Source organism: Aliifodinibius sp. S!AR15-10 (assembly GCF_031569985.1).
In the GTDB taxonomy this organism is placed as follows: domain Bacteria; phylum Bacteroidota; class Rhodothermia; order Balneolales; family Balneolaceae; genus JAMQKA01.
The window spans coordinates 62,744-78,939 of the sequence record NZ_JAMQKA010000025.1 but is presented as its reverse complement, the minus strand read 5'-3'; the positions used below and the strand labels follow the sequence as shown (position 1 = coordinate 78,939).

Genomic DNA, 16,196 nt, shown 5'->3' with positions numbered 1-16,196 from the left:
TATAGCCGATATAGTACTGGTCGGTGATCGCACTGTAGCCTTTATCGGGAGCGCTATGGAAATACTCGCGACATACCGATGTGGAGTGCTCACGGGCAATATGAGCCACGGGTACAGGGATGCTGTCCACCATGTAGGTGTCTTCATAAGGAATAATCTGGCGTGCCCACAAGCGGGCCAGTTTTTCGATCCAGCTGGCCAGCCGTTTGCGGCGGCGATTATAGCAGCTCAGATGAGGCAAGGTGGGAAAATCATGAGAGTAATCGGCTTGCAGCTTACTCCAAAACCAGTGTTCACTGTCAATACCCAGGACCTCTTGCAACAGGGCCAGACTAATAATGTGGGCATCTGGCATGCGGGGCGTATTCGGATAAAATTGTACATCCAGATCAGAATTGAGGAAATCCGCCAAGGTTTCATTGACGATGGGTAGAATTTTGTCGAAATTGGCTTTGAGGTCATGCATACGCAGGGTGTTTTTATGAAGATTAACACTCCTAAGATATTGATTATCAAGCGTTTGCATGGCCTTTCTTATTTTAGAATTATTAAAAATCTAACCCCTAAACGCGTTATATCAAGTAGGGTACTGTATAATAATATTATCTTCAAGGTTGTTTTCGGGCTGCAATCCACTCTTGGGGCACATAAACCTATGATTATTTAATATTATCGCTCACCGGTGTGATATAATGTTGTGATATAATATAAAATGGTAAGGGGCTGTTGAAACACCTCTTTGCAAGCTCCTCTTTTGTACACAGCAGGTGTCGGGGAGGTCAAAAAACATTATTTCAAAGGTCGCTCTTTCAAAAGGGGAAATGAATTCCCAACTACCGTAGAAAGGGGGGATCTTTTCACCGGCAGTCTCAGGTTGGCCCTGGCTGTAGCCTGTTCTTTTGAGTTGTCGGAAAATTCGGTGCCCACCAGTTCGTGGTGGACCTGCTTCATCATGGGCTACATCCCCCTGCGCCCTCCCGAAAGTGTTCGGGACAGGCTCTTCTAAGGGGGAATGTTCCTGCTCGGCTCAACGCCAACATGCCTTTCTGATACCTCGCCGAGGGCAGGCCCAAACAGGGCTGCTTGCAAATCGATTACTGCTCAAGAATCTTGAGCAGTAGTGTCAAGAGTCTTGAGCAGTAATGTCAAGAACCTTGAGCAGTAATCATATTACCTTTGAGCGATAAGGGGAGCCCGTTTTTTATATAAAAGGCTGCATGCCGTTTCATAGTCATACGGCCGCCAGGAGTATATGGGCCTGTATTAGGTGACGGTTAGGGACGCATTAAGTGTACCGGTCCGCAGATCGTTCGTGTTATGCAGCTTGGCCCGTACCTCCATGGCGTACTCCCCGCTGGCCAACCCATCGGGCACCCGGAAGCCCAGCTCGGAGGGACTGTTTTCGACGAACTCCTCGACTTCTGTCTCGGCCCCGTCCGAGGCGACCAGGAATAGCCCCTGGTCAGGATCTTCAGGGTCTATCTTCAGCAGTTCACCCACCAGTCGGCCGGTGTAGCCCGGGGTCAGCGTCTCGTTGTTAGTGTCGCTGCCGTTGTTATAGTATCGCTGCAGCTTGGGTTCGGGGCTCGCGGGGCTCACTTTGTTTTCGGGTGGATCGGGTAGTTAGGGGAGGTTGGATTGTTGGTGCCCTGGTTGTTCTTTTTTTGCTCTTATTACTGTTAGGGGTGTTACTTTTTTTAGTGATAAAAAAAGTAACCCAAAAAATCACCGGCAAAAGATTCATTCACCTGGGCTGCATTTCGCTATGGCTAAAAGAAACCGAGATCTTCTACTAATGGGTCACTCTTTCCTATTTGCTTTGAAACATGCGATACCTTTGTTGGATATCCTGCACGGTTTCTTTCTAAACGCCACCGCTTCATTTGCCCGGCCGGTTCATGAATCTAAGGCCGGAAGACAGCATTAGGATTTAATAAAGAAGACTTGGAAAAACTTTTATGCTAGCCTTCAGACCTTAGACCTTTCGACCTTCTGACCTTTGACTTTAGGACCTTCGACCTTTTAATTAACAATTCAACATCTCAACAGTTCAAAATTTTGAGTCACAGATTTCTTTCTTAACGCCTCCGCTGTATTTGCCCGGGCGGGTCATAAATCAAAGACCGGGACGGTCAATACTGAAAACCTCCTACCCACACTAGGCTCCTAATTGACAACTGGGATCTTTTACCCCATTGTGGTATTCATTTTTTCAGTGATAAGGGCACGATGCATCGTGCCCCAACAAGCTGCAGATTATCAGACCAGGAGTCTGTCGGATTTAGGGAATTGTAACGAGAATCAGCCAATTTGCGTCAGATTTTGAGGTCTTTTGAGGCGAATAGTGGGGCTATTTAACGAAAAAGAGCTCGAAATCTGGCCAAATTCGGATGGTTCGCAGTAGATTAGGCTAAGCCCGACAGACTCCTAAACTCCCTCTGATCGCTAACCTCGTTGATATGGAGGCGTTCGACGCAGAGCGTCAGCCTGGGGTACCGCCGAAGAGCGAACGGTCCCAAGTACTGTAAGTGAGTAAGAATCCCTTCAACAACTCAACGTTTCAACAACTCAACACTTCAACATCTCAACCTTAAAACCTTCAACCTTCAACCTTCAACCAAGTAATCATATATCTCCTTAGCCGATTTATCCCAGCTAAACTCCCGCGCTCTCTGGGTGCCCAGCACCTTGAGCCTGTCCTTGAGGGCAGGAGCATTCAACAGTTCAAGTATTCCTTCTGATATTGATGTCGTATCAGAGGGATCGACTTTTACGGCAGCATCTCCCGCAATTTCATCCAGTGCCGTCGTATTGGAGGTTATGACCGGCGTTCCACACGCCATCGCCTCAACTATGGGCAGCCCAAACCCCTCAAAAAGAGAGGGCAGCACGAAGGCCTCAGCACCTGAATACAGGGCCGGCAGGTCCTCATCATCGACATATCCCAACACCTTGATAGATTCGTCGGACAGGTCGAGATCGAGATTGCGAAAGTTCGCATTACTGCCACCGGCTATGACGAGATCAAAATTTGGAAGCTTATCTTGTTCTTTGCATAGCCTCCAGGCTTCGACAGTTCGTTTAAAGTTTTTTCTCGGATCAAGTGATCCCAGCGTTAGCACATAGGGCGACTGCAAGTTGTACTTGCTGCGTACATGCTTTACGGCCGAGGGAACTGCGTGGGTAAAGCGGTCACTGTCGACCCCGTTATACACTACTTTGATCTTTTGGGGAGCAATATCCAGGTGTTTGCAGATAATGCTTTTCGAAAATTCGGAGACGGTGAGGATTCCTGTGGCCCGCCGGGCAATCCTGGGGATGAGGGTTCTTTTCCAGATCGCATATGAGGCGGAGAACCATTCCGGGTGTGGAAAGACGGCGATATCGTGTAGCGTTATCACATGATTGTTTGAGTAAACAGGACCGTTGTTGGCCGGTGACCAGAGGGTATGCTCACTGTTTATTTTTGTGGGCAGTACCACCTGCTGCCACAGGTTGCGTCCTAATCTGTTGGAAGCGAAAAACCCGGTTGGCTCAACTATTTGGTAGGGATACCCGCCGCGATCAAATCCCTTAATCACTTCCCGGGCATAGCGCTGCACACCTGCCAGCTGCTGCTGAAGAAAATGTCCGTTGATATACAGTTTACGCATCGTTGTGAATCAGTTCATTTCGCCATGCATCGAGGTTGCGCCCGATAAGCTCCCCGGTCTCCCTGATATCTTCGTCAAATAGAGCGAGTAATCGCATTCGGGTATCATCAGCAATTTCAAGGTCACTTTTACGTATGTTCAGTGTCCTGAATAGCTGCAGGGCTTTATGAGAGATCCTGGGTGGAACAACTTTATTTATCTGTTCCTTATAGCCCAGAATCCAGTTGACCATCCGGGATAGCAGCCAGCTGCGAGCAACTCCCGATTCATTCTGTTCCTGCTGTTGAAAATCATACTTGTACGCCTCAAGCCCTACAAATTCAGTAATTTCATTGACGACGCGCGAGATGTCACTTTTAATATCTTCAAGCAGATAAATTCGAACTTGTTCCTGTTCAAAATGATTTAAATAACGCTGAATTTGATCGCTATACAGCCCCATGCTTGTTAGATGCCACGAAAACTCCCATCCCTTTTGTATCCTGCTTTCTTCAAGATCCAGCGCCTCTGTAAATGACACCGTCTCACGCCCGTCCCGCAACAGGTGTTTATAGTGAGAGAAGGCCCGCTCTATGGGATTCCGCAAAACGATGATAATGTTGCTTTCCGGGTCATAGTTGGCAATTTGTGCTGCTGCCGTGGTGCTATACAGGTACGAAACAGAAGCATCCAGCTTCATAGTATGGTCCTTCCCAGGTCTATAGAGGTTGTGGTAACTTTCCTGGTCTTCTGTCCAGACAGTGCCGTTATCACCGGGACCGTTACCCGGATGAACCGGATCGCTGCTATTTTCAATATTGCTGAAATAATTGGGTTCCTTTACCACGGGGGTACAAATCCCGGGGTGTTGACTAAGCAGGTAGTAAAGGGCCGTCGTGCCGGACTTAGCCGCCCCGACGATAAAGGTATTGCGAAGGTTCAGCATAGCGGTGATTCAAATAGTTATATGATATTCCCAGGAACAGCCAGACGGGCAGGTACATATATTCCGGCACGGACGCCAGCATGGTGAAGGCAATGATGACCAGCGCACATTTGAGTCCAAATTCTTTATCCGATTCCCGTAGCGCAAGTACAGGATATCCAAAGACCAACAACAAGATACCAAGACCGACCAGCCCGTTATTGACCAGTATGGTGGAGAAAAAGTCGGTGGATCGGACGTATCCAAATCCAAGCCCAAATAGTTTTGTGGGGAAGGGGGCGTCCCCCCAAAATGTTACACAGTCGTACAGGTTGGAAAAACGTGTGATCCCGGAAAGGGACTCTGCGGAAAGTTTTCGAAGAATCAGCTGGTCAAAGATGCCCCAGAATGCCTGGAACTTCACTGCAACGGCAATGGTCCCGGCAATTCCTCCGGCCAGCAGGTATTTGGTGTTAATTCGTCCTGAAAACACCAGGATGAGGCCATACAATCCCATCCCCAGGATAGCGGTAGTGGAAGTCGACAATAGCAGCGCCCCGGTAAGGACAGCGCCGATAAGGTAACGCTTGGTGTGCAGTGCATAGATCCAGTAGGGGAGCACGGTAAAGGCAAACATCGAGGCTTCCCCGGTCAGGCTTTTCATACGAAGCGTTTTGATCCCGGAAATTTCTATCGTTTGGGAAAGGCTGCCCGGATGGCGTTCATTGAAAACCCTGTTGGTAAGAAAGTCACCGGACGTACCCGTCAGCCAGTAATAGACTACTTCATAGAATCCATAGGCTACAAGCAGGAGTATGCCGGCGAAAATATAGTGATCCCATTCCGGGCGATACCAGTGCCAGACAAAAAGGAACGTCATTAAGCTGGCCGCCAGGTAGAGCGTTTGGGTGAACAGGGTGGAACGAAGCAACAGGGCATCTGAGAATTGTAAGGATTCGACCATCGGCAGGGAACTCAGGTCAAGATGCCCATAAAGCGATAGAAAAAACTGGCTTACCACGTTGAGCAGGATATAGCCTATGGAAATAAGCATGACAATAAAAAGATATCGCCTGATCTCTCGAATTTGAGCGGAGAAAAGGATCACCGGCAGGGAAAGGAAAGCCATGATGTAGGCCGGTGTGGTGCCTTGTACCGAAGGAAACACCAGGACCGAAGTGACAGGCAACACCAGAGCCCAAATCTTGAAGAATCCGTCGATAAACGAACGCCCGAGAATCTGGTCCTGTGATGAATATGTTACAGTGTTATCAATCATAGGCGTTGATATCTGCGAGTTCAAGGATTTGTTTCGCTTTTGACTGCCATGATTTGTCCTGGGATGCCCGTTTGGCTTTTTGGGCTAAATGTTGTTTAAATCTAATGCAATGATTTATCTGTTCATCGAATTGGTGGGGGGTAGTTGCAAAGAAAACAAAGTCTTCCTCACGTGCTTCCAGTTCTCTCAACGGTGTGCTTACGACCGGGAGTCCGCAAATCCCGTACTCATATATTTTCATGGGAGAACGGGCATGGTTGGCCTCAATTAATTTTAGCGGCAGGATCCCCACATCTGCATGCTGCATGTAGGCCGGTACATCTGCAAACGGCTTGGGACCAAGAGCAGAAATGTTATCTATGCTGCTGGGAATTGCTTTTTTGCCGCCCGGCCCAACAATGACAAAGTGGTAATCGGGGGATTGTTTGGCTGTCGCTAGCAAAAGATCCAGGTCGAAACGCTTATCCAGACTCCCTACATACAGGATGACCGGTTTATCAATCCCTCTGTACTCGGGGGGGATCTTTCGCTGTTGTTGAAAGTGTGAGGAAGCAACTCCATTCCGGACCACCGAGGGACTCACGTTATATCTTTCCAAAAACACCTGGCGGAGTGGTTCCGAGGTTACAATTACTTGGTTAGCGTAGTTGCATATCTCTTTTTCCAATGCCTGCATCGCCTCTTTCCCGGGACCACGAGACATGAGACTATAATCATCAGTAGGTCTGTAGATCCAATGGTTGCAATGAATAAAGTTTTTTATATAGAAAAGTTCTGGCCTATCCTGTATTACCAGATCCACCTGGTCAAACTCAACATCCTTCAGCTTTTTGGGGATGCCATTTAATGTTACCGAGCGGTCTATAGCCAATTTTGGATTGCTGAATATTCCCTTGTTGAAGGGGATCGGGACAAAAGGAGTTAAATTGATAACACCATTCTCATCTTTTTGGGGCGACACATACCGCAGGCGATTTTTGATGGATTCCCGGTATTCAGGCTCCCTGAGCCCACCCACATTGAAAAAATGAAAAGGAGAGAGGGAAGAGGCCACATACAGCACCTGGTGTCCCATACGGGCATACTCATTCGACAGGTGATAGCTGCCCACCTTGAATACAGAATCTCGTGAAGTATGGCTCAGGAATATAATCTTCATATGATGATGTTACGACTTTGGGCTGTAATAGCGAATAAATCCTTTGGCCCAACCCAGTGATATGGTGAGCTGCTGCAGGTAGTGAATCAGCCAAAGCGCCCCCAATTTCTCTTTCATTTCCTCTTTACCGCGCCTTTTTATCTTTTGTTTGAGTGTAGATAGTCCGGGCGGAATGATTTGATAAAAAATGAGCAGGAACATCTTGATGGGAGACATCCCATTTTCCAGCCAAACCTTTGGCTGCCCGGTGCCCACGCGGAATACTTTCTTGAGTAATGGCTTCAGTTTCCTGGCCGGGTATCTTACCTCGGCCCCTTCGCAATACTTCAACTTAAATCCCTCCCTGGTCGCCTTTTTGGTCCAGTACAGGTCCATGCCCGATCGTTCAGTTTCCGGGAATCGTCCCACTTTTTCCCACACCTTGCGTTTAAAAAACAAGTTGCCTGCGGCACAGGAATCGCCTCGATCAATCAGGTCTTCCATATCAACAAACAGGAGGGAGTCATACCATTCACCCAGTGTTTCCTCCTCGGAATACATGAAGGAAACCTTTCCACCAACCAGGTCAGTTCCTTGTTTTGAAAGGCATTTTATGCCCTCTTCCAGCCAGTGATGGCGGGGTGTGCAGTTCACATCCAGCAGTATCAATACTTCGCCAACGGCGGCCTCTAAACCGGTGTTTCGTGCAGCATACGGCGTTTGGGTATCAGTCCGCTCCAGGAGACGGACTTCCTGGAATTCCTCAATCAACTGCATGGTGTTGTCAGTGGAACCATTGTCGACGACGATCACTTCATAATCCTCACGGGGATAGCTCTGGTCTGTAACAGCATTGAGAAATGCCTCAATGGTATCCTCGGCATTAAATACAGGCGTTACGACCGATACAAAGGGCTTGTCCATCTCGATTACCTATTTGGAATGCAGCTTTGGTTCGGAAGAAGATGAACTGAACAGTTTATAAGAGAGTTGCTCGGCAACGGGCCGGATGATCCGGTCTACTCCCGCGATCTGTTCGTCGGTCCAGTCGCCGGGCTTGGAAAATGCCCCTTCCTTTTGGGCATTGTGCTTGGTATCCAATACTTTTTGGGCTTCAGTGTATGATGGACGGTAATCCGCGGAAACAATGAAATCAAAAAGGGCATCTACCTGGGTTTTGTCTGCATTGAACAGGCTCTCAGAAGACAATACCATTTTTTGTTTATCGGGAAGATCCGCCAGGAAATCGATGGAGTGCTGGTTAACTGTTCTCCAGTTCCAGGCTACCTTCTCAATTGTTGAGAATGACTGCCATTCGTCATAGAATTCGTCTCCCGACATTGGTGTAATTCGATCTGCATCCCTTAGGTGTTCCTCATAATATCTTCTTCGCATTCCCGAGCGGATAAAATCATAGGGATTCCGGTGAAGGTAGAGAAATTTACTTTTTGGGAAGAGTTTTTGCAGCAGATCTGACAGGTAGGTGACCCGGTTATTTGTTTCTACATAAATATAGCCGTCACGAAAACTTCGAAACACCCATTCATCCCGGGCATACATCAAGGCTAACAGAGCCTGCTTATCATTTATATTTTCCATGAAATAGTCGTGGGAAAGTTGAAATAACTCGGGACTCGGCTCATGGTAGGCGTCTATTTTGGGAGACAGTCGGAAGAGCTCGGTAAGCGTGTTTGTCCCCGTCCGGCCGGTGGAAAGTACCCAAAGGGGACTCAGTGACCGCCATTCTTCACTTGTTCTCCGATTGGTAACCAGCGGGGCAGAGGCGATGGGGTCGGTCTCCCCGGAGAGGGAGCGCAGTAACGCCCGGTTCAGTTGCCGGTACCGTTTTTCTGCTTTGCGGTGCCAGCCATAAAATAGTCTCCTCAGGATCCGAAGTATTTTCTCTTTAAAGCTCATGTGAAAGATTACCTAATCTTCAACTGGTCTGCCACTGATTCCGCCATATTTTTCTTCTCTTTCAAGCCGGTTGTAGTGCTCTTCATCACGCATTTTCAGGGTTCGATATTTGGGATTACCAATAATCGAAAGGGCGGGGACGTGTCCGGCTACTGTGCATCCCGCTCCCACGATGACGCCATCTTCAATGGTGGTGCCCGGTGCAACAACCACGTTCATCCCGATCCATACATTCTTGCCGATGTGGACGGGTTTGTGCACATCATTATCATCGATCGGCAGGCGCTTTCCCTCGTAGTCGTGATTCATGGTATAGCATACAAAATTTCGGCTGATATGGGTGTTTTCTCCAATAAAGAGTCCACCTTCTGCCCGAATATGAACATTGTCTCCTATATGAACATTTTTCTCAATCACAGCATTTTCAAACCCGGAGAACTTTTTAACTCTACCGTTTATACGGAGGTCGGGACTACAATTTTTGGAGCTCTGGATAAGCTTGCGGTTCTCTTTTGCAATTACATGTTTCTCTCCCTGCTCTACAAGCTTGTAGAAGAAAGCCCCGATACGTCTTGCAAAATAGCGTGCGATTTCCTTAAGCATATTGGAAATATTCTTTTAAAAAGTAGTTTACAGTTTTTCCCTTCCGATAAAAGTGTATTAACACAGAGGCTATCAATAATGGAATCCCAATGAATTCAATAAGATAGTAATATGACTCAAAGTAAATTAAAGTGATAAAAGCGAAACAAATTAACAGTACAAATGCTGCGATGAAAAGCATGGTACTACTTTTGAACACTTCGAGATCAAATAACCGATGTGCCATAACTATTCGATAGATCATTGCAACCAGGAATATAATTCCCACGCCAAAAGCGGTTCCAATCGCATCATACTGGATTGTCAGGAAGTAAATAAACGGTAAAAACGTTATTACCTCTATCATTCTACCCGCAGCCAGGATATTTTGTTTCTTTTCGGCCAGGAACATCGGTACCACAAGGTTGCCCATTCCGCGCAGGAGCCCGGTCAGTGTGAGTATCTGAATGATCGGGATGGCCTGGACCCACCGCTCATCAAATAACAGCTCTATCAGTGGTGGGGCCATGATGAACATGAGACCAAACAAGATACACAACAGCAGGAATTGATCCTCCAGGATCCTGTTTATCTTCTTGTGTGCCTGTTTATCGCCCTCAACAAGCTTTGTGTAAAACGGGAACAGCACCCGGCCAAATAATTTTCGGATGACGGTTATGACTACATTGATCAGTGTATAAGCAATTACATAATAACCGAGAATATCGCTGCCAAGGAGCTTGCCAACCGTCAAATTGTCTAATTGAATGGTAATAAACGTTCCGAGTGAGATAAGGAAAAAATGTTTGCCGTGAGAGAATATCTCTTTCACGTATTTCCATTCGGGCAATCGTGGTTTGGCCGGTATGCCAAAAAACCGGTAGCTCATCAGCACCTTGATGCCCTCTACAATGAGAAGGGCCGCGACCATGGCCAGCACACTGCGGTAGATAAAAGCCAATACAACCACGATAATGAAGAAGATGATCTGCTCCAGTGCATCGAACCGGGCAATATTTTTGAATTCGATGTCCCGTTCCGCCAGGTAGAGTGCGGGCGTAGTTAACGACTGTATTGTTGGCACGACGATGGCGAGTGTAAAGATAAACTGGCTGTCTGCGGAGTTTACGAACGAGGCGTAATAGGGGACTATCAACAGTGCGGTGGCAGTAATGAAGAGGCCGCGCAGGATCATAAATCCCCATACTGATTTGATAAACCCCTTCTCTACTGTTTTTCTCTGGATCAACAGTTTTTGTATTCCCACCTCGGTCAGGCTCTCCAGTGCTGTAATCAAAACATTTACCAGCCCCCAAATTCCAAAATCTGCCGGCGATAGAAAAATGGCCAATACCGGGGTCTGGGCAAACTTGATCAGGTACTTGAGTCCCAGAGGCACCGCGAGGAGCTTGACCGATGAAAGTGATTTTTTCTTGAGGTCATTACTGTTCATAAACCGTAAACCTTAACGGTATTAGGCAGAGTTGAAAGTTTATCAGGAAATTACGCATTGGTCAGATAACAACCGTTAACGGTTTATGTTGAATTTTGTGAAAGCTTAGACTTCAGGAAAACGACTGTTGTCCAGCCCAAGGCCATGAAGAACCCCGTAAGCAAACTGAGTATTATGATTAGTTTTCGATTCGGCTCGCTTTTTGTACCGGGAATGGTGATGTCGTCTAGAATACGGAACGGAGGCAGTTGTTCCTGGATGTTTGATTCCAGACGGTTGCGCTGCCTGAGGACGGTATTGTAGCGATCAAGGCTCTCCTCATAATTGCTTTGCAATCGCATTCTTTCATTCAAGGGTTGGTTTTCAGTTTGATTGAATTCCATAAGCGCCTCTCTGGCATCTTTTAGGCTTTGGCCGGCCAGGTCAAGCTGTCGATTCAAAAAATCCATGTACAATCGCCCCTTTTCTGTTTTATAGGCACTGGCTTGTTCGTATAGTTCTTGGAGAGTAAGCTGTACTGCGGTAGCAGCTAGCTCAGGTGTGGGCATTTTAGCCCTTATTGTTATGATGCCTGTTTGTCGTTCATAGCTTGCATTGACCCGGTTATTCACTTTATTGATGACACTTTGTTCATGGGCGGGGATATCCAGAATCGGGAAGCGGGTGACAACAGTTGTATCATTAAGAGAATCACGGGTCGTATAAATAGGCACAGACTCGAACCTGGATCGGGATTCGTCAGACTGACTTAACAACTCCGGGAGCCCAAGGGTATAGCGGTGGATTGTTTCAAAAACGGAAGGACGATCGAAATCCGTAAAGTAATCATAGAGCGTGATACTCGAATCGACCTCACTGTAGTCAAATGGGCGACGAATTAGTTGCTGTTTAAACCGGACGCTTTCCACCATGTAGGGATAAAGTCGTAATAGAAAAGTGGGTGGGGCTTCATTCCCGCTTAACCCTTCTGTCAGCCCAAAAATAAGGCCATACCGTTCTACAAGCTGATTTACTTTATCCTGCATATCATACTCAGGAATAATGGTGGCCCTTGTTTCATATTCCACGGGACTTGTAAAGGCAAAGAAAAGCCCGATTGCCAAGAACAGGCCTATACACCAGTAAAAGATGCGCCGTTCTTCCAAATAATAACGAAATAGGTCAAATAAACTTATAGTGCTAAAATCGTATCTCTTGCTCTCTTCTACAGGGACGAGTCGATACAACTGCTCCCCGCTACCCCTGTCATCTTGATCAGAATTTTTATGGTCGCTTGAGTTATCCAGGACGTTAGACTTTTAAGGTGAATAAGATTGTTATAACCCGATTACCAGAAACTCTTATTGAAAAGTACCGGTAATTTCACATAATGTTCCGTCTCAGGAACAATTAATAAATGATTTCCCTCTAAGAATAATGTTAAGTATTAATTCCATGGAATCTTGTAGTAAGCGGAAATTTTCTGGTTGAAATACTAGTTTAACTACATTTAAAATAACTTGTATCCCAACTTTATCATAATAGGTGCAATGAAATGCGGCACCTCCAGTCTTTATCATTATTTGAATAGGCATCCTGAGGTAGAGATGTCAGATGTTAAAGAGCTGGACTATTTTGTGGCTGAAAACAATTTTGATAAGGGCCCGGAGTGGTATTCTGATCAATTTACAGAGGAGGGGAAGATCCATGGAGAGGCTTCCCCTAACTATTCTAAAGCGCACTATTTTGAAAATGTCCCTGGGCGGATGCATGCACTCTTGCCCGATATAAAGCTGATCTACCTGGTGAGGGACCCTGTGGAGCGAATCATTTCTCACTACACACATAATTATAGTGAAGGTCGCGAAGCGAGAAGCCTTACTGAGGCGTTAGAAGAGCTGGAGGACAATCATTACGTTTTGTGCAGTCGTTATTATTGGCAACTGGAGCACTACCTGGGCTACTATGATAAAGATCAGATCCTGGTGGTCCCTTCGTATGAGCTTAAGGATCAACGGCGGGAAACCCTGCAATATATATTTGAATTTATTGGCGTGGATGCTTCCTATTATAATCCAGCATATGATTCCGTACAACACCAAACAAGCGCCAAGCTTAAAAAAAGTCGACTAAGCTGGTATATCCTGGAGAGCCCGGGTATAAAGATGTTGAAAGGGCTGGTTCCGGATGCTGTTAAGAACCCGATAAAAAGGATGACACGAACGAAAGTCAAAAAGCCGACGATAAATCCCGATGATGAACGGCGTGTTCGTCAATTTTTGCAGGATGATATGGAAGCGTTGGCCGATTTCGCAGAACGGGACATCGCCTTTGCCCATACCTCTCTGGTAAACTGAAGGTTGCATTGATCAACCTTTCAACATTTTCAGCCACACCGACCTTCGACTTTTTGATATTGGACTTTCAACCTTCAAGACTCTCAGTTCTGTCCGAGCAACTCTTTGATTTGGTCCATCTTTTCGCCCCACTGTTGCCAATTACCGTTATTTAGAGCCTGCTGGGCTTCTTCCCATAACTTCTGCACTTCATTGAATTCCTGGGTAGAAGCCGGGATAACCTGTGCCGTCGACATGGTGGTGGTGTCGGCCTGTGCGGCGATGGGTTGCGGGGTTACTGGGGTAGGCGGGCTCTTGCCAAAGAGCTGCTCCAGGGCCATATCAAGCGTCGGCTCCATCACTACCCGCTCACCCGTCGTGGCAATAACACGCTGTAGTTGAGGAATATCGAGGTCATCGGCAATAAGGAAGACCGGTTCGACATAGAGGAATGCGTCTTCAATAGGGAGCACCATCAGGTTACCGCGTATCACCTGCGAGCCACGCTGGTCCCAAAGAGAGAGCTGGCGTGATATGTCGGTGTCTTGGTCAATCTTGGCCTCAATCTGTGCCGGCCCCAGAATCAGCCGCTCTTTCGGTAGCTTGAATACCTCTACTTGTCCATAGTACGGGAAGTCGGACCGTGCGACCATCCAGGCGATCATGTTGTCACGGTTATTCGGCGTAAGCGGGCTTATGGTCACGTACTGAAGTTCCTCTTCCCCGGGGAGCTTCGTCAGCAGTGGATAGGGCTCCATTTTTAACTGCTCTCCACCGTATTTCTCATTGGGGCGTGTCCAAAGGTCTTCGTTGTTGTAAAACACCTGAGGGTTCGTCATGTGATAGGTGTTGTACATCTCCATCTGGATCTCAAAGAGGGTTTTGGGATAACGGACATGATCTTTAAACCCTTCCGGCATCTCGTCAAGCGTTTTGAACATATCGGGAAAGATATCACGATACACTTTCAGCACCGGATCATCTTCATCCACAGCGTAAAAGTCCACTGAGCCGTTGTAGGCATCGACCACGACCTTTACAGAATTGCGGATATAGTTGATGCCACTTATTGACGTCTCCGAGTAGGGATAATCTTTGGAGGTCGTATAGGCATCCTGCATCCAGTAGAGCTTACCGTCACTCAGCACCAGGTAGGGATCGTCTTCAAACCGTAGGAAGGGAGCTATTCTCCGGACCCGTTCCTGGACGCCTCGCCAGAACTGTATTTTACTACCATCACGGATGTAGTCGGTAAGCAACATATTCATGTCACCGAACTGGTAGGCATACAACAACTTCTCAAAGAAATTGTCGATCGAGACGCCTCCCTCACCATCGTAGCTGGTGTACACATTCTCGTCACCCTTGGGGTAGTCCAACTCCTGCACGTCGGTATTGACGATTTTATAACCCGGATCGTTTTCGCCGTAATAGATGGAGGGCTGGGTTACTTCGAGATTGAGTTCAGAGACCGGAGGGAGGTCCTTGATCACCAGGCGGGGATCGCCCTGCTGGCCTTCCTGCGCCACGGGGCTCATCACCAGTCCATAGCCGTGGGTATACTGCAGGTGGCGGTTCACCCAGGTGTCGGCTTGTTCCGGGAGGTCATTGGAGAGCTCACGGGCCGAGAGCATCATCTGGAGGTACCCCTCATTGGTGTGATAACGGTCGACATCCACATTGAAAAATTGGTAATAAAGCCTGATTTCCTGCAGCTGACGGTAGGTCTGGATCAGCAGTCTGGGATCCCAGAGGCGGATATTATCCAGCGTGGCTTGATTATCCTGGAGCTTCTCCCAGGTCAGGGAGCCACCGGCGTCATAGTTTCTTTCGGTGATGGAATCAAGATCATAGGCCTGGCGGGTCTGCTCGATATTGTTTTCCATATAGGGTGTCTCAAGCTCCAGCTCATTGGGCTCTACGATAAATTTCTGGACTGCTGCCGGGAGCACTCCCAATCCCAGTATGCCGATACCCACCGTGACAACGCCTCCGATCATCAGCAGGCGGAACTGCCGTTTATAAATTTGGAAGAATGCTATAAGCGCCAGCAGGAGAGTGGCGAAACAGAGTATCCACAATACTGGCAGTTGCACGTAGATATCGGTGTAGCTGGCACCGTAGACGACTCCACTCTCGCTGTAGAGCAGCCGGTACCGCTCCAGGTAGTAGCCCCATGAGAGAAGCAGCAGCCAGAAGCCGACGTTCAGACTGAGGTGCTTGGTGATGCCGGAACGGGCCATAATTCCGGATTTGCCCTGTATGCTGAGAGCCCCGGAATAGATATAGACCAGCAGCAACAGGAAGGTGATAAAGAAGACCAACACAATCATACTGTTTTGTATGATCTCTATAAATGGCAGCCTGAACAGGTAGAATCCCAGGTCATTTCCAAAGACGGGGTCCACTTGGTTAAAGGTTTCATTCCAGTGGAAACGGAAATAGGTATCCCAGCGCATGAAAAAAGCAAAGGCAAAGAAGAGACTTATTAGTGTCCCTATACCAAACAGCACCTTCCGAAATTGACTTTCATTGAAACGGCTTAGGTCAAGCTGACCCAGTGGGGAATTCCCAAAACTAAAGCTGGGAAACTGTTTGGCAAGAAAGTGCATATTGGGTAGCACATAAAGCAGCGCCACAAGCAGGGCACCCGCCAGCAAAAGGATCTGAGTGGTTTTAATAGTCATAAAAACCTGCTCATAACCGAGGTTATCGAGCCAGATCCATTCCATAATCCAGTCTGAGAAGGATAACAGGATTATAAACAGTAGAAAAAGTACGCCGAATCCCAGTTGTTTCTTCATGCTGCTAAGCTGGTTTGCCATAGTTTGTTAATGAGACTGATCTGTTGAGTGGTAAGGAGTACGAAGCTGAACGGAGTGCCCTTACCATTTTCGCGGGAATAATTCCCATGATATGGATGTGCATAAAACACATAATTCCGTTCCTTCCTCG

At 47.4% G+C, this 16,196-nt stretch carries 14 protein-coding genes; 1 reads left to right on the top strand and 13 read right to left on the bottom strand.

The annotated features are described in order from the left end of the window. The 12 genes from NC796_RS15930 to NC796_RS15875 form a co-directional block, all read right to left on the bottom strand. Positions 1-526 (bottom strand): hypothetical protein (locus tag NC796_RS15930; RefSeq protein ID WP_310685805.1); only part of this gene is annotated, 526 nt, incomplete at its 3' end. 263 nt (positions 527-789) lie between these two features. Continuing rightward, a complete protein-coding gene (locus NC796_RS15925; RefSeq protein WP_310685803.1) occupies positions 790-954 on the bottom strand; it encodes a hypothetical protein in 165 nt (54 codons plus the stop codon). Between the two features lie 309 nt (positions 955-1,263). Continuing rightward, positions 1,264-1,599, bottom strand: coding sequence for a DUF4469 domain-containing protein (locus NC796_RS15920; protein WP_310685802.1), 336 nt, complete (start codon positions 1,597-1,599; stop codon positions 1,264-1,266). A 1,007-nt stretch (positions 1,600-2,606) separates the two neighbouring features. Continuing rightward, the gene (locus tag NC796_RS15915; RefSeq protein ID WP_310685800.1) at positions 2,607-3,653 is read right to left on the bottom strand and encodes a glycosyltransferase family 1 protein; all 1,047 of its coding nucleotides are present in this window, start codon (positions 3,651-3,653) and stop codon (positions 2,607-2,609) included. Then, the gene (locus tag NC796_RS15910) at positions 3,646-4,578 is read right to left on the bottom strand and encodes a sulfotransferase domain-containing protein (protein WP_310685797.1); all 933 of its coding nucleotides are present in this window, start codon (positions 4,576-4,578) and stop codon (positions 3,646-3,648) included. Before NC796_RS15910 ends, NC796_RS15915 begins: the two co-directional genes overlap by 8 nt. Then, positions 4,538-5,836, bottom strand: coding sequence for a hypothetical protein (locus NC796_RS15905; RefSeq protein WP_310685794.1), 1,299 nt, complete (start codon positions 5,834-5,836; stop codon positions 4,538-4,540). Before NC796_RS15905 ends, NC796_RS15910 begins: the two co-directional genes overlap by 41 nt. Then, positions 5,829-6,995: a glycosyltransferase gene (locus tag NC796_RS15900; protein WP_310685793.1), complete on the bottom strand. Its 1,167-nt coding sequence runs from the start codon at positions 6,993-6,995 to the stop codon at positions 5,829-5,831. The genes NC796_RS15905 and NC796_RS15900 overlap by 8 nt, the downstream gene beginning before the upstream one ends. A gap of 9 nt (positions 6,996-7,004) precedes the next feature. Next, the gene (locus tag NC796_RS15895) at positions 7,005-7,898 is read right to left on the bottom strand and encodes a glycosyltransferase (RefSeq protein WP_310685791.1); all 894 of its coding nucleotides are present in this window, start codon (positions 7,896-7,898) and stop codon (positions 7,005-7,007) included. Between the two features lie 9 nt (positions 7,899-7,907). Further along, on the bottom strand, positions 7,908-8,891 hold the full coding sequence (locus tag NC796_RS15890) for a sulfotransferase domain-containing protein (RefSeq protein WP_310685789.1): 984 nt from the start codon (positions 8,889-8,891) through the stop codon (positions 7,908-7,910). Positions 8,892-8,903: 12 nt separating this feature from the next. Beyond that, the gene (locus tag NC796_RS15885; RefSeq protein WP_310685788.1) at positions 8,904-9,494 is read right to left on the bottom strand and encodes an acyltransferase; all 591 of its coding nucleotides are present in this window, start codon (positions 9,492-9,494) and stop codon (positions 8,904-8,906) included. Then, entirely contained in the window at positions 9,487-10,926 is a 1,440-nt protein-coding gene (locus NC796_RS15880) for an oligosaccharide flippase family protein (RefSeq protein WP_310685786.1), read from the bottom strand. Before NC796_RS15880 ends, NC796_RS15885 begins: the two co-directional genes overlap by 8 nt. A gap of 83 nt (positions 10,927-11,009) precedes the next feature. After that, positions 11,010-12,152: a GNVR domain-containing protein gene (locus tag NC796_RS15875; protein WP_310685784.1), complete on the bottom strand. Its 1,143-nt coding sequence runs from the start codon at positions 12,150-12,152 to the stop codon at positions 11,010-11,012. A gap of 273 nt (positions 12,153-12,425) precedes the next feature. Between NC796_RS15875 and NC796_RS15870 the strand changes: the two genes are divergently transcribed. Beyond that, entirely contained in the window at positions 12,426-13,262 is an 837-nt protein-coding gene (locus NC796_RS15870) for a sulfotransferase (RefSeq protein WP_310685783.1), read from the top strand. An 83-nt stretch (positions 13,263-13,345) separates the two neighbouring features. On the opposite strand, the gene NC796_RS15865 is transcribed toward NC796_RS15870, so the two are convergent. Then, the gene (locus tag NC796_RS15865; RefSeq protein ID WP_310685782.1) at positions 13,346-16,045 is read right to left on the bottom strand and encodes a UPF0182 family protein; all 2,700 of its coding nucleotides are present in this window, start codon (positions 16,043-16,045) and stop codon (positions 13,346-13,348) included. Positions 16,046-16,196 lie beyond the last annotated feature (151 nt).